The sequence below is a fragment of the Collinsella sp. CLA-ER-H2 genome, from assembly GCF_040092405.1.
Lineage (GTDB): Bacteria > Actinomycetota > Coriobacteriia > Coriobacteriales > Coriobacteriaceae > Collinsella.
This window is the reverse complement of the sequence record NZ_JBBNLO010000017.1, coordinates 1-20,970: the sequence shown is the minus strand read 5'-3', so window position 1 is coordinate 20,970 and position 20,970 is coordinate 1. Positions and strand designations below refer to the sequence as shown.

Genomic DNA, 20,970 nt, shown 5'->3' with positions numbered 1-20,970 from the left:
CAGACCCCTCATTCAGAAACGTATGCCGCCAAAATTAGACCAGCCCTCCCATGGCATCAAATTCGGCCTTGATCTTCTCGGCAACATTCCGATACGACTTATATAGACTTGAATCGCGTTTGACTTCGTCGGTCATAACGGGAATCTCTAATTTGGAAACCTCGTCTTTTCCCGTCTGAACCGCCACAACAACGCCCATACCAAGACACATATTACGCTTGGCAGCGTTTATTTTCGCCGCCTTGGCAGGATTTGCCAGGATACGCTGGGCAAATTCCTGTTTTGAGACCACTTCCTCGGCCTCCGGATCGCCCGCCTCGGCCACTTCGCACTGCAACACGTCCGCATAGTCAAAAATCTTCGGCTCGCCGCCGCGCTGATGCACGGCCCACTTGCGACGCGTGGCATCCTGGTAGATAGCCGGCAAAAACGTAAACCGCGGCGGGTCCAAAATCGTATCCGTGATGGTAAACACATCGGGATCAAAGGCATCCTGCGGGTTTTTCTTCTTGAACAGCCCCATATCAGCCTCCCGTACTAGCATTAAACAACTCAAGCCGAATATAGCACCAATTTCAAGCTCATGCTTTAGCAGATCGGTGCGCGGCGTCTATGGCTCGCCCAGCGGAAGAGCTTACGGACGAGGGCCGGGGTGCCTGCTTTGTTTTGAGAAGTTCGCGAAGCCCACCTCTCAAAACAAAGCAGGCACCCCGGCCCCGCCGGCAAATAGCGGACACTCCGCATGCAATCTATGCAAACAAACAAGTGCGCTTAGCTATATTCGGTAAGGTCAAGCACGCTGCCCTTCACGATAAGCGCCGGCTCCAGAACGACCTCTTCGGCACGTCTACCGCCCCTACCGGCAAGACGCTTGGACATGCAGCCAAAAGCATGCTCCGCGAGGACACCAGGGTCCTGCTCAATCGCGGTCAGCGCTGGTTCAAAGAGAACATCGGCGGCCGAGTTGTCATAGCTTACGACCGAGATATCGCCCGGGATGCTTTTCCCCATCTCGTGCAAGCGCTTGAGCAAACCGAGGGCAATGTTGTCCGAGCTTGCGAACACGGCAGTGGCGTCGGTTGCGAGCACCGCCTCCGAGGCCTCGTAGGCGCTCGGAATGTAGTACTCGCTCTCAAACTCCAGGCGCGCGTCGATGGGCAGCCCCACCTCGCGCAGCGCGCGTTCGTAACCGGCGAGTCGTTTGCGACCCGTATTGGAGCGACGCGCGTTAACCAGACAGGCGATGCGACGGTGGCCTTGCTCGATCAGATAGCGGGTGGCCATGTAGCCACCCATCTCGTGGTCGAACATCACCTTGTCGCACTCGAGGCCCTCAATGGCGCGGTCGACCATCACGGCAGGGATAGGCAGATGGCTCACTTCCTCGCGCAGGGCGCGATCGTCGGAGAACTCGTCGCCCACGACCAGGAACACACCATCGACGCCGCGCGTCACCAGCTGGCGTAGCAGTTCCAGATCGTCATCGGCGCTTCCACCCGAGCTGGTAATAAAGAGTGCATAGCCGTCCTCGCGACAGCGCTTTTCCAAGCTGCCGGCGAGCGAGGCAAAAAAGCGGCTCTCGATATTGGGAACGATAAGGCCCAGCGTACGCGACTCGCGCATGACCAGGCTGCGCGCGATCTGGTTAGGAACATAGTGGTTGCGCGCCGCAACCTCCTTGATGAGCTTGCGGTTTTCTTCCGAGATGCGACAGGGCCGATTATTGAGTACAAGCGAAACCGACGAAGGGGAAAGCCCCACCTCCTGGGCGATCTGCTTGAGGGTGACTTTGTTGGCCATCTCGCTCCTTCCGGGTTTACGCGCAATCTCTTGAAAGTATAGCGACTGCCCATCTACCTCGGTGATAAACACTTTACCAATCCGGTGGACGGCTGTTTTATCGCCGTCAGCGCACCAAATCCGTCCAGGTGGGGTATATTGCAATCGATTGATGACAACAACCACCAAAAGGCGGATATTCGTATGCACGAGAACGACTTTTTTAACGAGGACCTGCTTTGCGCGCTCGCCGGCGTTGCCGGCGAGGACAACGTACTCATGAGCGAGCCCATGCGCGAGCACACCACGTTTAAGATCGGCGGCCCGGCCGATGTCTTTGTCACGCCCGACACCGAGCAGGGCCTCGTCGCCACGCTCGATACCTGTTATCGCTGCGATCTGCCGCTCACCATCGTGGGCAACGGCTCCGACCTACTCGTCGGTGACAAGGGCATCCGCGGCGTCGTCGTAGCGCTGGGCAAGGGCCTCTCCGACATTACGGTCGACGGCACGCACGTCACGGCGGCAGCCGGCGCCTTGCTTTCCGATGTCGCCGCGGCAGCAGCCGAGGCCGACCTCACCGGCATGGAACCCATCTCGGGTATCCCTGGATCGGTCGGCGGCGCCTGTTACATGAACGCCGGTGCCTACGGTGCCTGCATGGCCGATGTGCTGGAATCTGTACGCGTCTACAAGCCCGCTCGCATGCTCGACGACGGCACCCGCGGCAGCGGCAATATCATCGAGTTCGATGTCGACGAGCTCAACCTGGGTTATCGCAAGAGCCGCATTGCCGACGACGGCTTTATCGTGCTCTCGGCAACCTTCAACCTCGCCCCGGGCAACGCCGCGATGATCAAGGCCGACATGGACGACTACCGCCAGCGCCGCGAAGACAAGCAGCCGCTCGACATGCCGAGCGCCGGCTCCACCTTCAAGCGTCCCGAGGGCCACTTTGCCGGCAAGCTCATCATGGACGCCGGCCTGCGCGGCCACGCCGTCGGCGGCGCCCAGGTGAGCGAAAAACACTGCGGCTTCATCGTCAACGCCGACCACGCCACCGCAGCCGACATCGACGAACTCATCCGCCACATCCAAACAACCGTCAAAGAGCAGTTCAACGTAGACCTAGAACCCGAAGTCCACCGAGTAGGCGAATTCCTCTAATAAAAAAGAAGGCCCCGAAAGGGGCCTTCGCCATATTTATTCAGATAAACCAGTCCGGTGTGTGACGTATTGGACCCGAGAGGTCCGTGGCTGCCCGAAAGGCATTAGGTTGATCGCGAGTTCCGCACGAGCCGGAGAGCACTTAATGTGCTCTCCGTGCGAGCAGGACTGTCCGAGCAGGCAACCTAATGCCTTTCGGGCAGCCACGGACCAACTTACTTCAAACCGCAGCTACGACAGCGCAATACCGCCGAGCCAGCCCCAACGTACGCCAGAGCCCGTACCATAGAAGCCGATAAATGAGTCGAGCGACCTCGATGTAATGGCGCCCTCGTTACTCATAACGATACCGCCGCCAACGTAGATGCCCACATGACCGTAAATCAGGCCCGGGGCGCCAGTGCCGCTGTGGGACGAATCGGCAACGATCATGCCAACCTGAAGCGCAGAGCGATTGGAGCTATAGCACCAAGCGTTGAACATATCGCATGCGTTGCCGCCGTAATAGCCCACGCCGGCATTGCGGAAGACGTTGGTAACCCAGGCAGCACACCAGCCCTGGCCGGGAGAAGGCGTCGAGTAGCACGCATTGACGACGGCCTGCTGCTTGCCCGAACCGCCCGTCTGTTGCGGGGTGCCGCTGGCATACGAGCCGCCGCCCGAGCTCGAACCACCCGAAGAAGAGCCCGTGTTCGCAGAGGCCGCGGCTGCCGCAGCCGCCTTCCTAGCGGCCTCCTCGGCCTGGGCGGCAGCGAGGATCTCGGAATCGCGCTGAGCCATGAGCTCCTTGACGTCGTCGGAAAGACCGTTCAGCACGGTCTGGACTTCTTGCTGCTTGGCCTGCATATCCTGCATCTGAGCCGTCTGCTGGTCCTTGAGTTTCTCCAGGTTGGCCTTTTGTGCTTCGAGCTCGGTCTTCTGCGCGTCGAGCTCAGCCTGAATCGTCTGGATATCCTCGATGGCATCGCGGTCGCTCTTGTTGATCTTCTCAACGTAATGCGCGTTGGCGACGAGTTCCTCAAACGAGCCAGAGGCCAGCAGCAGCGACAGGATGTTCGTGCCGCCGGACTTGTAGCTGGCGGCCACGCGATCGGAAAGGTCGTTGCGCTTCTTCTTGAGTTCGGCCTTCTTTTCATCGATCTGGGCCTGCGTGTCGTCAATCTTGCCCTGGACATTCTCGATGTCGTTGAGGGTCTGGGCATTCTTGTTGGCCAGCGCCGCATAATCATTTGCGATGCTGTCGAGCTGGGCCTGAACCTCGTCGAGTTGGGCCTGGGCGGCATTCAATTTATCGGTGGTTTCTTTGGAAGCCTCCGCCGCATGGGCGCGAGTGGGCAGGCCAAAAAGAACTGCCGCAGAAGCGGCGCCGAACAAGGCCTTGAGGGCAGTGCGGCGCGAGAGCTCCTGGGAAAGGATGGAATCGCTGTTTGGTGACATATGTACTCCGTTACATGCTTATTTATATGTCGCTCAACTCATACATATTAGCGTACATATGGCGCGTCCCAACGATTTCCACGAACGGCAGGAAACTGCAAGGTCGGCGGCTCGTAAGCAATTGTCAAATTTGAGGTAACAATTGAGCAAGCTCTTATATGAGTACGTTAACATAATCCTCTGCTTTTCCTCGGCGCACGATTTGGGCGTCCCCGCCTGCGCTATACTCCCCTCTAGAAGTGTTCCTGATTCGATAGGAGACTACATGTCCAAAGCACTCGACCCCAAAGACACCTGCGTCCTCGTTACCGGTGGCGCCGGCTTTATCGGCTCGCACACCGTCGTTCAACTGCTCGAGGGTGGCTACCAGGTCGTCATCGTCGATGATCTCTCCAACTCCAGCGCCGTCGCCGTCGACCGCGTCAAAACCATCGTGGGCGACGAGGCCGCCAAGAACCTCACCTTCTACGAGGCCAACGTGCTCGACCGCGATGCGATGAACAAGATCTTCGATACCCATCAGATCGACCGCGTCATCCACTTTGCCGGCTTTAAGGCCGTCGGCGAGTCGGTGAGCAAGCCCGTCGAGTACTACCACAACAACATCGAGAACACCCTGGTGCTCATCGACGTCATGCGCAACCATGGCTGCAAGTCCATCATCTTCTCGAGCTCCTCGACCGTCTACGGCGACCCGGACAACCCGCCCGTCACCGAGGAAGACCCCAAGAAGCCCGCAACCAACCCCTATGGCTGGACCAAGTGGATGATCGAGCAGATCCTTATGGACGTCCACACCGCCGACCCCGAGTGGGACGTCGTGCTGCTCCGTTACTTCAACCCCATCGGCGCTCATCCGTCGGGCCTGATCGGCGAGGACCCCAAGGGCATCCCCAACAACCTGGTGCCCTATGTCGCCCAGGTCGCCGTGGGCAAGCTCGAGGCCGTTCAGGTCTTTGGCAACGACTACCCCACCCCCGACGGCACCGGCGTGCGCGACTACATCCACGTGTGCGATCTGGCCTCTGGTCACGTTGCCGCCCTTAACTGGATGAACGGCAAGACCGGCGTCGAGATCTTTAACCTGGGCACCGGCACCGGCACCTCGGTACTCGAGGTCGTCGCCGCCTTCTCCAAGGCTTGTGGCAAGGAGCTGCCCTACGTGATCCGCGAGCGCCGCGCCGGCGACATCGCTGCCAACTGGTGCGATGCCTCCAAGGCCGAGCGCATGATGGGCTGGAAGGCCCAGTACGACATCGCGGACATGTGCCGCGATAGCTGGAACTGGCAGAGCCACAACCCCAACGGCTTCGCCGACGCCGAGTAGAAAAAACCTACATACCGTTCTTGCCCCGATCTCACGTTGTGAGGTCGGGGCTTTTTCATGGCATGTAGCCATTCGCCGAAAATCGACCAACTTTTTTATCTTGCCTGTACATGTTTAAACAACATGTTTTACAATAGGCGTATCGAATCAGAACATCGGAGGCGGACTGCATACCCATCGGCAGGCCGACCCCACAACAAGAAGGTTGGTGAGCGCATTCATGGAGCGTGCAAGCGGCGTCCTCATGCCCGTCTCATCTCTGCCCGGACCATACGGAATCGGCGGCTTTGGCTGGAATGCCTACGACTTCGTCGATTTTCTCGCCTCGTGCAAACAACATTACTGGCAGATTCTGCCCCTTACGACGACCAGCTATGGCGATTCGCCCTATCAGTCGTTCTCGGCCCGCGCAGGCAACCCCAACTTTATCGACTTTGCCGAGCTTATCGAGGCAGGGTATCTGGAGCAGCGCGATATCGATGGCGTGTATCTGGGATCCGACCCCAGCAATGTCGACTACGGTGCTATCTTTGGCGGCCGCCGTCAGATTCTCGACCGCGCCGCCGAGCGCTTTGCTGCCGACAAGCCGGCCGATTTCGATGACTTTATCCAGGCCAACGAGGACTGGCTCATCCCCTACTGTGAGTTCATGACCGTCAAAGAGGAGTGCGGTCTCAAGGCGTTTTGGGAGTGGCCCGCGGAGCTCCGCACCCGCGGCGAGGCTTCCGCCAAGGTCTGCGCCGACCATCCGGCGCGTATGCTCTACCACCAGATGACGCAGTACTTCTTCGATCGCCAGTGGAGCCGCCTCAAGGCCTATGCCAACGAGCGCGACATTCTCATCATCGGCGACCTGCCCATCTATGTCTCGCGTGACTCCGTCGAGATGTGGGCGACACCCGAGCTCTTTAAGATCGACGCCGCCGGCAATCCCGTGAGCGTCGCCGGCACGCCGCCCGACCAGTTCTCGGCCACCGGCCAGTACTGGGGCAACCCCATCTACGACTGGGACGCCATGGAGGCCGACGGCTTCTCCTGGTGGGAGGGCCGCATTCGCGCCGCCCTCGACATGTACGATGTCATCCGCCTGGATCACTTCCGCGGCTTCGAGGCCTATTGGGAGGTGCCGTTCTCCTCGCCCGATTCGTCCTACGGTTCGTGGACGCAGGGTCCCGGCCTCAAGTTCTTCAAGACGCTCGAGGAAAAGCTCGGCACGCTGCCCATCATCGCCGAGGACCTAGGTTTCCTCACCCCCGGTGTCATCGACATGCGCGACAACTCGGGTTTCCCCGGCATGAAGATCCTGCAGCTCGCCTTTGAGGGCACCAACTCGTACTACCTGCCGCATAACTACATCGCCAACACCGTCGCCTATGTGGGCACCCACGACAACGAGACGGCGCGCGGCTGGTTTGAGGGAACGGCCACCCCGCGTCAGCGCGAGCAGGCAGCCCTGTACACCCATCAGCAGGCCGGCGAACCCATGGCAGATGCACTCAATCGCACCATCGCCGCCAGCGTGAGCGACACGTGCATCTACACCATGCAGGACCTGCTTAACCTGGGCAATGAGGCGCGCATCAACACCCCTGCCACCCTGGGCGGCAACTGGACCTGGCGCATGCTCGACGGCGCCATCACCCGCGAGCTCGAGCACAAACTCACCGACTGGACCGAGACCTACTTCCGCATCCCGTCGGAAGCCGAAATCGAGCTTCCTCAATAGGAGCTACCGCGCCCGACCCCTCCCCACCGTGCGGACGCGCTTGCTTTTCCCGCGCGAGGCCACCCCAATCCCCTCGCGCGGGATTCTTTTGAATTTCTGACATGTAGTCAACTCACCACAGGAGGAAACATGCCCCGCATCAATCTCGCGGATCTTGCCGAACAGTCCTTTGGAACTTCGCTCGAGCAACTCGATGACCGCCGCATTTACAAACTGCTGGTCAAGCTCGTGCAGGAGCGCTCTGCCGCCTGCCCGCTCAACAACGGCAAGAAAAAGCTCTATTACATTTCCGCCGAATTTTTGATCGGCAAGCTGCTCATCAACAACATGATCGACCTCGGCATCTACGACGAGGTTAAGGACCAGCTCACCGCCGCAGGCCACGACCTCAACAAGATCGAGGAGTTCGAGGTCGAGCCGTCGCTCGGCAACGGCGGCCTGGGCCGCCTGGCCGCGTGCTTCCTGGATTCCATCGCCACGCTGGGCTTGACCGGCGATGGCGTGGGCCTCAACTATCACTACGGCCTGTTCCGTCAGCGCTTTGTCGACAATCAGCAGAAGGCCGTCCCCGACGAGTGGCTCGGTGAGCAGGACATCCTAGTCGACGACGACCGCTCCTACACTGTCGAGTTTGGCGATTTTGCCGTCACCTCCAAGCTCGTCAACATCGACGTGCCCGGTTACGGCCAGCCCACCAAGAACCGTCTGCGCCTGTTTGACCTGGCAAGTGTCGACGACAGCCTGGTCCCCGGCAGCTCCATCGACTTCGACAAGACGAAAATCGCCAAGAACCTCACCTTGTTCCTCTATCCGGATGATTCCGATGAGCAGGGCCGCCTGCTTCGCATCTACCAGGAGTACTTCATGGTGAGCAACGCCGCCCAGCTCCTGATCGACGAGGCCGTCGAGCGCGGCAGCAACCTGCACGACTTGGCCGACTACGCCGTGGTCCAGATTAACGACACGCACCCCACCATGGTCATTCCCGAGCTCATCCGCCTGCTCACCACCGAGCACGACATCGAGTTTGACGAGGCCGTTACCATCGTGCGCTCCATGGTCGCCTACACCAACCACACAATCCTTGCCGAGGCGCTCGAGAAGTGGCCGCTCGCCAGCCTGCAGAAGGTTTCGCCCGCCATCGCCGATATCATCGTCAAGCTCGACGAGATTGCCAAGGCCGAGCACGACGACCCGCGCGTCGCCATCATCGACGAGCACGACACCGTCCACATGGCCCACATGGACATCCACTTTGGCTTCTCCATCAACGGCGTCGCCGCACTCCACACCAAGATTCTGGAAGACACCGAGCTTCACCCGTTCTACGAGATCTATCCCGAGAAGTTCTCCAACAAGACCAACGGCATCACCTTCCGCCGCTGGGTCCAGGGAGCCAACCCCGCGCTTGCCAGCCTGCTCGACGATGTGATCGGCACCGATTGGCGCAGCACCGGCGACCTGAGCAAGCTTGCCGAGTTCGTTGACGACAAAGATGTTCTTGAGCGCCTGGCCGCCACCAAGGCCGAGGCCAAGACCATCATGCGCGAGTTTATGGCGCTCGAGCAGGGCGTGACGATCCCCTCCAACGCCATCATCGATGTTCAGGTCAAGCGTATCCACGAGTACAAGCGCCAGCAGATGCTCGCGCTCTACATCATCTGGAAGTATCTCGACATCAAGAACGGCAATAAACCCGAGCACCCCGTCACCATCATCTTTGGCGGCAAGGCGGCACCTGCCTACACCATCGCCCAGGACATCATCCATCTGATCCTGACGCTGTCACAGTGGATCGCAAACGATCCCGATGTGGCCCCCTACCTGCAGGTTGTCATGATCGAGAACTACAACGTCACTGCTGCCGAGCGTGTGATCCCCGCCGCCGATATCTCCGAGCAGATCAGCCTGGCCTCCAAGGAGGCGAGCGGCACCTCTAACATGAAGTTCATGCTCAACGGCGCCCTGACCCTGTGCACGCTTGACGGTGCCAATGTCGAGATCGCCGAGCTCGTGGGTGACGAGAACATCTACACCTTTGGCGCTTCCTCCAAGCAGGTCGAGCAGCTCTACGCCGACGGCAGCTATGACGCCGGCGCGCTCTACCGCAAACCCGGTATCAAGCTGCTGGTGGACTTCATCACCAACCCGGCCTTTATGGCGACCGGCAACGCCGAGCGTCTGCAGCGCCTGCACGACGACATCAAGGGCAAGGACTGGTTTATGGCCCTGCTCGACATTGAGGAGTACATCCAGACCAAGGAGCGCGTGCTGGCAGACTACGAGGACCAGGACACCTGGATGCGCAAGGCGCTAATCAACATCGCCAACGCCGGCACCTTCTCGTCCGACCGCACCATCTCCCAGTACAACGACGAGATCTGGCACCTGAACTAATTTCGCTTCCCTTACCCATCCTCCTGAGAAACGGAGTCGTGGCAACACGGCTCCGTTTTTTGTGCCCGCACGTTACCCTGTGACCCGACTCGACCAAACAATCTCAATCTATAACAACTACTCAATCAAAACGGCCCTACCCGTTACAGATCGAGACAAACGACCGGCCAGACAACCCCAACACAAAGAAAGGCTCCCCTCTCGCCCAGTGGACGGGAGGGGAGCCTTATATGTGACCGCGGCAAAAGGATGGCAATACCGCAGTCGCCCAAAGGGAGGGCCCGGATGCACCGGGCCTAGATAAGGTTCTTGCCAGAGACCTTATCGAAGAGGTGGGTCGCGTTCTTCTCGAACTTGAACCAGATGGGGTCGCCCGCCTTGAGCGCACCCTTGGCCTCAAGGTCGACAACGGGAATGATCAGGACGAACTGGCCATCGGGAGCAGTCACGTGGACATGCTCGGTCGAACCCATGAGCTCGGTCACCTCGACGGTACCCTGGAGCGCGCCCTCCTCGTCCTTGTCGGCAAGCAGAATCTGCTCGGGGCGCACGCCAGCCGTGATCTCCTTCACGTCGCCGCCGTCCCAGTTGAGGGCAAGCTGAGCGCAGGTCTCGGGGGCGAGCGCCACGTTCATATCCTCGGTCTTGACGGTAAAGCCGTTGCCCGAGCGCACCAGCTGGGCATCGAAGAAGTTCATCTGCGGCACGCCGATGAAGCCGGCGACGAAGATGTTCGCGGGATGGTTGAAGACCTCCTGCGGGGTGGCGATCTGCTGGACGACGCCGTCCTTCATGACCACGATACGGTCACCGAGGGTCATAGCCTCGGTCTGGTCGTGAGTAACATAAATGAACGTGCCCTTGATCTCGTGGCGCAGCTTAATGAGCTCGGCACGCATCTGGTTACGAAGCTTGGCGTCCAGGTTGGACAGCGGCTCGTCCATCAGGAAGACCTTGGGGTCACGCACGATGGCGCGGCCGATAGCGACACGCTGGCGCTGGCCGCCGGAGAGCGCCTTGGGCTTACGGTCGAGGTACTCGGTAATGCCCAGAATCTCGGCAGCAGAACGAACCTTGCGGTCGATCTCGTCCTTGGGAACCTTCTTGAGCTCGAGCGTAAACGCCATGTTCTCGTACACCGTCATATTGGGGTACAGAGCATAGCTCTGGAACACCATGGCAATGTCGCGGTCCTTGGGCGCCACGTCGTTGACGCGCTTGCCGTCGATGAGCACGTCGCCCGAAGTGATGTCCTCCAGGCCAGCGACCATGCGCATCGTCGTGGACTTGCCGCAGCCAGACGGGCCAACGAGAACGACAAACTCCTGGTCATGCACGGTGAGATTAAAGTCCTCCACCGCGAGCACGCCGTCCTCGGTAACCTTGAGGTTGTGCTTCTTCTCCTCGGTCTTCTTCTTTTTGCCAAAGAAGCCCTTCTTTTTGGACTCGTTGTTGGGATACACCTTCTGAACATGTTTGAGAACGATCTCGGCCATGTCTTTACCTTTCGATATGCGGCGCCGCGCTGAGGGGCGCCGCAGAAACTTGCAAAACAGTTACGGCATCAGCCCTTGACGGCACCTGCCACCACGCCGTCGATGATGTACTTCTGACAGAGGATGTACATGATAACGATGGGGATAACGACCATCATGATGCAGGCCATCATGGGGCCGAGCTCGACGTGGCCGTAGCCGCCGCGGAAGTACTGGATCAAGATAGGAATGGTCTTGTACTTGGTGGAGTCGAGCGTAAGGTAGGGCAGCAGATAGTCGTTCCAGACCCACATGGTCTCGAGGATGCCGACCGAAAGATAGGTGGGCTTCATGATGGGAAGGACGATCTTAAAGAACACCTGGACCGGGTTGCAGCCATCAATCATGGCCGCCTCCTCGATCTCGAGCGGGATGTTCTTTACAAAACCGGCGAACATAAAGACCGCCAGGCCCGCGCCAAAGCCGAGGTAGATAAAGCAGATGTTAAACGGCGTGTTGAAGCCGATGCGGTCCGCCAAATTGGACAGCGTGAACATGAGCATCTGGAAGGGCACGACCATCGAGAACACGAACAGGTAATAGAAGAAGTTCGAGATCTTGTTGTTGACACGAACCACGTACCAAGCGCACATGGAGCAGCACACCAAGATCAGCACGACCGACGTGACCGTGATGATGAGCGAGTACATAAATGCCGAGGCAAAGCCCTGCTCGTTAAGGGCGTGCATGTAGTTTGCGAGGCCGTTGAACGTCTCGGGCGTGAGCAGATCGAATGCCGTGGTGGTGCTGATTGCAGTCGCTTTCTTAAAAGAATTAAGCGCAATCATGAACACGGGGTAGATCCACGCGAGCGACAGGATCGTAAAGAAAATCGAGAGCGCGCGGTTGATAACCTTATCGCGTTTCATTACTGCTGCACCTCCTTGGACCTCGTGGCCTTAAGCTGGATCATGGAGATGGCCACGACCAGGATGCAGAAGATAACCGCCTTGGCCTGACCAATGCCCTGCCATGCGATACCGGCACGCGAATAGAACGTGTTGTAGATGTTCAGGGCGAGCATCTCGGTGGAGTGCGCGGGGGCGCCGCCGGTAAGGGCGAGGTTCTGGTCGAACAGCTTAAAGCCGTTGGTGATGGACAGGAACAGGCAGATGGTGATGGTCGGCATCAGGTTAGGGATCTTAACCTTCCAAAACGTCTGCCATGCCGTAGCGCCGTCGACCTTGGCGGCCTCGATGTAGTCGGACGGAATGGACTGCAGACCAGCGATGTAGATGATCATCATGTAGCCGACCTGCTGCCACAGGGTCAGGATGATAAGGCCCCAGAAGCCAGCAGCAGAGTTAAGGGCAATGAGCTGGGCGCCCACGTTGGAGAGTAGGCAGTTGATCAGAATCTGCCAGATGTAGCCCAGCACGATGCCGCCGATCAGATTAGGCATAAAGAAGATCGTACGGAAGATATTGGTGCCCTTGAGCGCTTTGCGGGTGAGCGCCTGCGCAATGGCGAGGGCGATCACGTTGATGAGCACCGTCGACAGGAAGGCAAACGCCACGGTAAAGAAGAACGACGTGGCAAACTGCGGATCGGACAGTGCGCGCACGTAGTTCTCGATACCGACAAAGTGCGTATTGTTGATGGTAATAAACTGGCAGAACGAGAGATAGAAGCCCTGGATAAAGGGGATCACGAACCCGATCATAAACGCCAGGCACGTGGGCAGCATAAAGAGCGGCCACCAGCGCTTGAGTGCTTTGCCCATAGAAGGGTCCTTTCAATATGCAGGGGGCGGGCAAACCAACGTCTGCCCGCCCCCTGTCGCTAATCAGATAGCTTGGGCAGCAACTACTTACTCGGAAGCAGCCTTCTCGGTCTTCCAGCCATCGACGAAGGCGTTCTTGACGCCGTCCCACTTGCTGTTGTCGGCAGCATAGGCGATCAGAGCCTGCTTGAGGTTCTTCTTCCACTCCTCAGAGGGGATGTAGACGAAGTCCCAAGCGACGGTCTTCTTGCCGTCCTTGGCCATGGCGACGGCCTGCTGCGAGAAGACATTGGTGGTTTCCTTGGCGCTCTTGAACGGGGCAGTCAGACCCATCTTGTCAGCGATGATGCTGGTGGCGGTGTCAGAAGTGACGCACCAATACATGAAGTCCTCGGTGGCCTTCTGGGCATCCTCGGAAGCCTGGGAGCTGACGCACCAGTAGTTCTCGCCGCCGGAGCACAGGCCCTGGTTCTCCTCGCCGTCGACACCGATGTAGATGGGCATCATGCCAATCTGATCGTCGGTCATGCCGGCCTTGACGAGGTCAGAGTAGGCCCAGGAGCCGTTCTGATAGAAGACGGCCTTGCCGGTTGCGAACTCGTTGGTGGCGTCGTCGCCGGTCTTGGAGGCAAGCTGCGAAGGATCGCAGGTGGAGTCGGTGATGTACAGGTCGAAAATCTGCTTGAAGTTGTCGAGATACTCGCCCTTGATCTCGTCGTCCTCCTGGTTGTGCTCCTTCTCGAACTCGTAGTAGAGCGGGAGGTTGGCGAGGTGGGTGGTGTAGCGCCAGCTGGAGGAGTCATCCATGCCAGCAGAAGTGAAGGCACCCTCAATGCCAAGCTCGTCCTTGCGGGCCTGGATGTCGTCGGCACAAGCCTTCAGCTTGTCGAAGGAGTTGATGTCCTCGGCCTTGTAGCCAGCCTTCTCGAGCAGCTGCTTGTTGTAGATGATGCCGTAGCTCTCCTGGACCCAGTCGATACCCAGATCCTTGCCATCGGACTGCAGAGCCAGGGAGTCGTCAATGAGCTCACCGCGGAGCTTGGTATCGGACAGGTCGGCGCAGTAATCCTTCCAGTTCTTAAGGCCGGTGGGGCCGTTGACCTGGAACAGGGTCGGAGCGGAGCTCTTGGACATCTCGGACTTGAGCTTCTCCTCGTAGGTGTTGGAGGCAGCGGTCACGATCTTGACCTCGACGCCCTTCTCCTTCTTATAGGCCTTGGCGATCTCCTTCCACTCCTTGTCGACCTCGGGCTTGAATTGGAGGAAGTAGACCTCGGCAGCGTCACCAGAAGCAGAGGAGCCGGAGCCGGCAGAACCACCGCAGCCCACGAGACCCAGACCAAGAACCGCAGCCGCGGAACCAGCAAAGCCCAGGAACTGCCTTCTGCTCATTTCGTTCTTCATTACAATCCACCCTTTCACACCGTGGCGGCACCCTTTGCCGCCGCCTTCGGAGATTGGCTCGGGGACTTTGCCCCTTTTGCTGATTTGTACGATACGCTATTTGGCTAGTTGTTTGAACAAGTATTACTAGAGCGGTAGAAAAACTTCGGTGAACGGTAATTTCAACTTGATACTTGACAAGTTTTGTATAAACAATTATTTGTTATCGAATGCAGAGAAAACGCCCGGTCAAGCCGATGCATCGTCGGTTTGACCGGGCGTTTTCTCTTTGAGGGCATGAGCCTCGTCAGGCTGCGAGCTAGCCGGCTATCGCTTGGAGTTGACGCGGTAGTGGAAGATCTCAGGATGCGTACGGGCGTGCGTAACCTCGAACAAAATGCCATCCGAGGTGTATGACTGGCTCTCCATGACGGCGACACAGTTGTATTTGCCAAGGTCCAAGTAGCTGCAGTCCTCATCGTTGGCAAGCTCGACGCTCACTGTACGGCGACTCGCCATCACCTTGACGCCGCGTTTGTGCTCCAGATAGTCGTAAATTGACTTTGCGGCGATCTCGGGCGTCAGACCCTTGGCGATCGACTCCAAAAAGTAACCATGGTCTACTTGGCGCGCATTGCCGTTAAGGCTTCGGACACGCACCACGCGAATCAACTCCTCGCCCACCTTAAAGCCCAGGCGACGAGAGAGCTGCTCGGTGCAAATCAAATGCTCAAAAGACTTAACGTCCGTCGATGCAACGGCATTGTTGCGCTTTGCAAATTCGCCAAACGACTCAACTTCCTCGAGTGCGCCCAACATGTCGGTTTCGCCCTTAAGCCAAATAACGCGCACGCCCTTGCCGTGTATGGGCTGCACAAACATCCCGTCGGCCAGCATGCTCAAAGCGCGGCGGACGGTATTGCGCGTGCAGCCAAATTCCGCGGTCAGCTCGGCTTCGGTTGGCAGCATCTCCTGAAACGCATAGGTCCCATTAATGATGCGCGAGCGTATTTCTCGGTAGATTCCTTCGTATATTGCTTTTGGCATTGTTTCACCTCTACATTATTTATTTCCGGCTAGGCACGATAGCATTTCTTAAAGTTGTTTAAACCGAATATCGGTAAAGCGACAGGATTTAACCGTTGACGGTTTCTGTCGTGCCCAAATCGGTTTCGCTCAAAACTGCCGGCACGACAATCGTCTGGTCCTCTACAATGAATCCATTGTTTAAACGTTTCCCCACGCGCAACGCGCCTCGATATGCGGAAGGCAGAACATGCTGCAAAAAATCCAACGCTTTGGCGGGGCAATGTTCGCTCCCGCCATGCTGTTTTCTATATCAGGCCTCATGGTCGGCGTCTCCGCTCTCGCAACGACTGCGGACATCGTCGGCGATCTAGCCGTATACGGAACCCCTTGGTACGTTTTTTGGGCCATCATCCAGCGCGGCTCATGGACGGTCTTTAAACGCCTCCCGCTCCTTTTTGCCGTAGCGCTGCCTATCGGTCTTGCCCAAAAGCAACCGGCACGCTGCTGCCTCGAGGCACTCGTGGCCTATTTTGCCTATTGCTTCTTTTTGAGCGAGATCATTAAGCTGAGCGGAGACAACCTTGGGCTTAAGTACCCGTCATCTTTGACCCCCGCCAACGGTATCACCGTCATCGACGGCATCAAGACGCTCGACACCGGCATTATCGGCCCGCTGGTGGTATCGGCAACCGTCGTCGCCATCCATGACCGCTTCTACGATGCCAAGGTTCCCGATTGGCTCGGCACCTTCTCGGGCTCCTCGCTGGTCTACCTCATCAGCTTTTTTGCCGTGTTTGCCCTTGCCGCTATCTCGGCCGCCATCGTGCCCTCCGTATACGCAATGACCGAAACGCTGCGCCATGCACTTACGAGCGTCGGCCCCTTTGGCGTGGTCATCTTTGTGTTTTTGGAGCGAGCGCTCGAGCCCATGGGGCTGCACCACCTGCTCTACATGCCGATCTACTACGACAACCTGGTCATTAACGACGGCATCTACGCCACATGGAGCAGCTTGCTCCCCATCCTCTCCCATAGCACGCGCCCCCTTAATGAACTTGCGCCGTGGGCCGGTTTTACCGCCACCGGCTGGGTCAAGCTCTTTGGCCTTCCCGCCATCGCAGCCGCGTTCTATTCCACCGCAAAACCAGAGCGCCGCGCCGGCCTCAGGGTCATCCTTGTTCCCGCCATCATCGCCTCGGTGGTTTGCGGCGTTACCGAGCCACTCGAGTTTCTCTTTATGTTCACCCACCCCGGGCTCTTTTTTCTCTACGCCGTCTTATCGTCTTGCCTTGCCACAGCCATGAATCTCTTTGGCATCGTCGGCATCTTCTCGGGCGGCCTCATGGAGATGGCAGCCTTCAACTTTATTCCGCTCATGCGCACGCATGCCGGTGCCTATCTTTTGGCGCTCGGTATCGGCCTTGCCTTTAGCCTCATCTTTTTTGTTAGTTTTCGAGCACTCATCTTGGTCTATGACCTTAAGACGCCGGGCCGCGAGAATCATGTCGCCAATCGCGCGGCAATCGATTGTTTAACGGGAAGCGACTTTGCCAAAGAGCAATCTCCCAATGACGAGGTCAATAGTCGATCCGATCAAGATCACGTCCTCGCTGAGCGGGTAATTCAGCTTTTAGGTGGCGTTGGCAATATCGTGGGCGCAACCAACTGCGCCACGCGCCTGCGCGTCGAGGTCGCAGACCCTTCCATCGTTGCAGATAACGCGTCGTTTGTCGCGGTGGGCGCCAAGGGCCTCATCATTACGGGCAAGACCGCCCAGGTGATCATCGGCATCTCCGTTCCCCGCGTTAAAGAGCATTTTGACCAGATCATGGGCCTCGAGCCGGGATTTGTGCCCACCACCTCGGCCTCCCCTGCCGCCAGCGCAGCCCATAAGCGCGGCGATATCTGCTTCTTCGATATCGACGGAACGCTCGCCTGGCAAGACCCTCGAGTGGCACAAGAGCTTCCCGAGAGCGAGCGTGACCTGTCCCCTTATCCCAACGAGGCGGTCTCGCAGGCCATCCGCGATTTCGTTGCAAACGGCAACATGGCCTTTATCTGCACAGGACGCACCCTCAGCTGCATCCACCCCAAACTTCTTGAGCTGCCCTGGACCGGCATCGTCTGTCTTGCGGGCGGTTACGCCGAGATCGACGGACACGCAATTCGCGATCTGTCGATGACGCCCAGTATGCTGCAGCGTCTTGCCCCCTACCTTGAGCAATCGGGCGAGGTCATCCGCTTTGAGGGCCTCAACGGCGTCGTGCGCATGAGTGCCGATGCCCCCGATGCTCCCGGATACGCGCGCACCCTGGGCGACGCAGTCACGCAGCTGCAACATTACAGTGTCTACAAGATCTTGATGTCTACATCGCTCGCCAACCACATCGCTCAAGATAAGGCACTTGAGCCGCTGCTGTGCTTTAACGAGCTCGAACTCGAGGTAACCGAAATCTCGCCCCGCGAATGCACGAAGCGCGGGGGCATCCAGTCTGTACTCGACGCCCTCGATCCCCACCACGGAACCGTGTACGGCATCGGCGACGCCAGCAATGACGTCTCGCTGATGAACGCCGTCGATGTCGGTATCGCCATGGGCAATGCGCCAGACTATCTCAAAAAGCGCGCCGACTACATCACCGACTCGGTCGACAAAGATGGCGTCGTCAAGGCGCTCGAGCACTTTAGGCTTATATAAGCAGCCGGCACGCGCACGCGTCCCGTTTCTCCAAATCGCCAAAACAGACGCGCCGGCAACTCCAATGTGGCAATATGGTATCTGCACACCGCAACGATGTAACCCAAGAAAGAATGCGAGAACCCGTGTCCAGTCCGTTTACCAGCTTTTTAGCCCAGCACTTTGACCAGATTAACGACTATCTGGCCACGTTCTTTGACGGACAGGCGACCTCTGCCGATATCGAGCGCTACCTGTATGCGCCGCTCTCGGCTTTTACGGCCAACGCCGGCAAGCGCCACCGCCCGCTTATCTGTATGCTCGCCGCAACCGCAGTGGGCGGCAGCTTTGAGAGCGCCCGCAGCGCCGCGGCAGCCATCGAGCATTTCCAGTCGGGCGCGCTGATCCACGACGACATCGCCGACAACGGACAGCTTCGTCGAGGCAAGCCCTGCATGCACCTTACCGAGGGCACGGGCCTTGCCATCAATTGTGGCGACCTGGCGCTCACCATGGTCACCAAGACGGTTCTCGACGACCCTACGCTTGAGTCCGACGTGAAGCTGCGCGTGCTCCACGAGCTTACCGAGATGATCGTCCGCACCATCGAGGGTCAAGCACTCGACCTGGGTTGGGTCCGTGACAGGCGCTTTGATATCTCGGTTGATGACTACCTGGACATGGCAACGCACAAGACCGCGTTTTACAGCGGAGCCACGCCGCTTGCCGCCGGAGCCATTATCGGCGGCGGCAGCGATAAGCAAATCGAAGCGCTGCGCGCCTTTGGCCTGCACACGGGCCTTGCCTTTCAGATTCAGGACGACCTGCTCAACCTTGTCGGCACTAAGGAAGCCGCCAACAAGGACTTCCGCACCGACATCACCGAGGGCAAGCGCACGCTTGTCGCCGTACATGCCCTCTCTGATGAGCGCTACCACGACGAGGTCGAGGCGATTCTTTCCTCGGGCACCGATGATCCCGCGCAGCTCGCACGCGCCGTGGAGATCTTCCAAGAGACCGGCTCCATCGATTACGCCCACACTTACGCGCTCGACCTGACCGCTAAGGCCAAAGCGGCCATCGAGAACGTTGAGCTTGATCCGCACGCACGCGAGCTGTTCCTCTCCATGGCAGATTTCTTTGTGGAGCGCCTTAACTAACGGGGGTTATAAAACCTGTCAGCAGCGTATTTAGGCACAACTTGCTACACTGTTGAGTGCATGTTTATGCATCCCTTTGCGTTGTCTATCCGACAGACGCTCAAATAGTACGAATGGTACGCCGAAAGGGGTTCGTTCATGGAACCTATTACAACGGGCATGCAAGGAGCAGCCGTCGAGGACGTGCAGTCTCGTCTCCTGCAGCTCGGCTACACGATTGATGCCGCCGAAGTCACCGACAAGTACTTTGGAGCCACCACTGAGCAGGCCGTCAGCACCTTCAGGCTCGACAGCGGCCTTGCTGCCGGTCATGCCGTCGATATCCCCTGCTGGAGCGCCCTTGTAGACGCTTCGTATAAGCTGGGCGACCGCACTCTCTATCTGCGCATGCCCAATTTCCATGGCGCCGATGTGCAGGCCCTGCAGCGCGCTCTCAACGTTTTGGGCTTTGCCTGTGGCGAAGACGACGGCTACTTTGGTCCGCATACCGAGGCCGCCCTGCAGCAGTTCCAGGAAAATGTCGGCCTGTTTGCCGACGGCATGGCCTTCCAGGACACCTACGCCTACATCAACCGCCTGCACCATGTGTGGGAGGGCAAGCCCTCGGTCACCGAAGCCGAGTCCCGCATCGGTTTTGCTCGCGCCGCCAACGTGCTCGAGCGCTTCCAGATTGCCGTTATCGGCGAGGACCCCATCGCACGCAGTGTTGCGTCGCGCATGTGGAATATCGCCACGGCAACGACCGACAACAGCGGCATGATGCTCTGCGACTCCGAGGTCCCAACCGACGTTGACCTGGTGCTCGAGATTGCAAGCGACGAGCTGCCCGCCGACGCCGCACCGCGCGCCACGATTGCCCTCGCCGAGTGCCACAACCTGGCCCAGCGCATCCGCACTGCCAATGTCGCCGCGCAGCAGAAGCCGGCTCGCATTCGCATTGAGCTCACGGGCATGACGCGCTACAACGGCACCTTCACGGCCAGCGACGCGCAGACACTCGCCGTACGCCTGCTCGATGGCGTTTGCGATGCCCTCGCAGATTAGGTAAACTAAACGAGTTGCTTTTGGGCAACACTACACATTGGGACGTAGTTCAACGGTAGAACTCCGGTTTTTGGTGCCGGCTGTTGGGGGTTCGAATCCCTCCGTCCCAGCCAAAGAAACAAGCCTCTCGAACGCATAGCCGATCGGGAGGCTTTTCTTGTGAGCAAGCGGAGGGATTCGAACCCGTAAGGGTGCAGAGCTGAGGAAACGCGAAGTGTTTTCCAGCGCAGCACGCAAGGAGCGAAGCGACGCAGCGGGGCGCGGCCGCCGAAAAGGCGGACGCGGAATCCCTCCGCCCCGTATCAGCCGAGAGTGCCTCGCATCAAGAAATATCAGCCCCGTTCCGAAAAGCGAGCCGTAATCTACAAAATGACGTGTGGCCCCGACGGGCCGGGCATTAAGTTTGTCGCGAGTTCCGCACGCAGAGAAGGCCACATGACCTCGATGTTTTGGCAACGACAGACACTATGACCCAATCCGAGGGCACTGAAAAGATAGGAGCCCCCGCTCGTGACCGCGGGTCGGGGCTGCGACAATGATGTTGAAGTGCCATAGGCGCAGCCGCGCCGCAACGAGGTTGGGAGGC

The 20,970-nt window shown here is 58.7% G+C and carries 15 protein-coding genes and 1 tRNA gene; 8 read left to right on the top strand and 8 right to left on the bottom strand.

Features of this window, described 5'->3' with window-relative positions; genetic code table 11:
- Window positions 1–34 precede the first annotated feature (34 nt).
- Together AAAX59_RS06190 and AAAX59_RS06185 are read right to left on the bottom strand one after the other, a co-directional pair.
- On the bottom strand, window positions 35–523 hold the full coding sequence (locus AAAX59_RS06190; protein WP_138374554.1) for a hypothetical protein: 489 nt from the start codon (window positions 521–523) through the stop codon (window positions 35–37).
- A 248-nt stretch (window positions 524–771) separates the two neighbouring features.
- Entirely contained in the window at window positions 772–1,800 is a 1,029-nt protein-coding gene (locus tag AAAX59_RS06185) for a LacI family DNA-binding transcriptional regulator (RefSeq protein WP_117584258.1), read from the bottom strand.
- 183 nt (window positions 1,801–1,983) lie between these two features.
- Here AAAX59_RS06185 and murB point away from each other — a divergent pair, with 183 nt between their 5' ends.
- A complete protein-coding gene (gene murB / locus AAAX59_RS06180; RefSeq protein WP_349071162.1) occupies window positions 1,984–2,946 on the top strand; it encodes a UDP-N-acetylmuramate dehydrogenase in 963 nt (320 codons plus the stop codon).
- Window positions 2,947–3,177: 231 nt separating this feature from the next.
- On the opposite strand, the gene AAAX59_RS06175 is transcribed toward murB, so the two are convergent.
- Entirely contained in the window at window positions 3,178–4,383 is a 1,206-nt protein-coding gene (locus AAAX59_RS06175) for a hypothetical protein (protein WP_349071130.1), read from the bottom strand.
- Between the two features lie 265 nt (window positions 4,384–4,648).
- Here AAAX59_RS06175 and galE point away from each other — a divergent pair, with 265 nt between their 5' ends.
- From galE to glgP, 3 genes are all read left to right on the top strand, one after another.
- On the top strand, window positions 4,649–5,710 hold the full coding sequence (galE, locus tag AAAX59_RS06170) for a UDP-glucose 4-epimerase GalE (protein WP_006235870.1): 1,062 nt from the start codon (window positions 4,649–4,651) through the stop codon (window positions 5,708–5,710).
- 208 nt (window positions 5,711–5,918) lie between these two features.
- Entirely contained in the window at window positions 5,919–7,436 is a 1,518-nt protein-coding gene (gene malQ / locus AAAX59_RS06165) for a 4-alpha-glucanotransferase (protein ID WP_349071128.1), read from the top strand.
- 129 nt (window positions 7,437–7,565) lie between these two features.
- A complete protein-coding gene (gene glgP, locus AAAX59_RS06160) occupies window positions 7,566–9,833 on the top strand; it encodes a glycogen/starch/alpha-glucan family phosphorylase (protein ID WP_349071127.1) in 2,268 nt (755 codons plus the stop codon).
- A 296-nt stretch (window positions 9,834–10,129) separates the two neighbouring features.
- Here glgP and ugpC read toward each other — a convergent pair whose 3' ends face one another.
- The 5 genes from ugpC to AAAX59_RS06135 form a co-directional block, all read right to left on the bottom strand.
- Window positions 10,130–11,329 carry a sn-glycerol-3-phosphate ABC transporter ATP-binding protein UgpC gene (ugpC, locus tag AAAX59_RS06155; protein WP_320677966.1) on the bottom strand — a complete coding sequence of 400 codons (1,200 nt, stop codon included), beginning with the start codon at window positions 11,327–11,329 and terminating at the stop codon, window positions 10,130–10,132.
- Between the two features lie 68 nt (window positions 11,330–11,397).
- Window positions 11,398–12,237, bottom strand: coding sequence for a carbohydrate ABC transporter permease (locus AAAX59_RS06150; RefSeq protein ID WP_022095055.1), 840 nt, complete (start codon window positions 12,235–12,237; stop codon window positions 11,398–11,400).
- The gene (locus tag AAAX59_RS06145; protein ID WP_055285610.1) at window positions 12,237–13,091 is read right to left on the bottom strand and encodes a sugar ABC transporter permease; all 855 of its coding nucleotides are present in this window, start codon (window positions 13,089–13,091) and stop codon (window positions 12,237–12,239) included. The genes AAAX59_RS06150 and AAAX59_RS06145 overlap by 1 nt, the downstream gene beginning before the upstream one ends.
- Window positions 13,092–13,178: 87 nt before the next feature.
- Window positions 13,179–14,495 (bottom strand): ABC transporter substrate-binding protein, encoded by a 1,317-nt coding sequence (locus tag AAAX59_RS06140; RefSeq protein ID WP_195568732.1) that lies wholly within the window; start codon window positions 14,493–14,495, stop codon window positions 13,179–13,181.
- 306 nt (window positions 14,496–14,801) lie between these two features.
- Entirely contained in the window at window positions 14,802–15,521 is a 720-nt protein-coding gene (locus AAAX59_RS06135; RefSeq protein WP_349071126.1) for a GntR family transcriptional regulator, read from the bottom strand.
- A gap of 229 nt (window positions 15,522–15,750) precedes the next feature.
- On the opposite strand from AAAX59_RS06135, the gene AAAX59_RS06130 reads away from it, so the two are divergent.
- The 4 genes from AAAX59_RS06130 (at window position 15,751) to AAAX59_RS06115 (ending at window position 20,497) form a co-directional block, all read left to right on the top strand.
- The gene (locus AAAX59_RS06130) at window positions 15,751–18,201 is read left to right on the top strand and encodes a PTS transporter subunit EIIC (RefSeq protein WP_349071125.1); all 2,451 of its coding nucleotides are present in this window, start codon (window positions 15,751–15,753) and stop codon (window positions 18,199–18,201) included.
- A gap of 125 nt (window positions 18,202–18,326) precedes the next feature.
- The gene (locus tag AAAX59_RS06125) at window positions 18,327–19,340 is read left to right on the top strand and encodes a polyprenyl synthetase family protein (RefSeq protein WP_349071124.1); all 1,014 of its coding nucleotides are present in this window, start codon (window positions 18,327–18,329) and stop codon (window positions 19,338–19,340) included.
- Between the two features lie 138 nt (window positions 19,341–19,478).
- On the top strand, window positions 19,479–20,384 hold the full coding sequence (locus tag AAAX59_RS06120) for a peptidoglycan-binding protein (protein ID WP_022094145.1): 906 nt from the start codon (window positions 19,479–19,481) through the stop codon (window positions 20,382–20,384).
- A 38-nt stretch (window positions 20,385–20,422) separates the two neighbouring features.
- A tRNA-Gln gene (locus AAAX59_RS06115) sits at window positions 20,423–20,497 on the top strand.
- The last annotated feature ends 473 nt before the right edge of the window (window positions 20,498–20,970 follow it).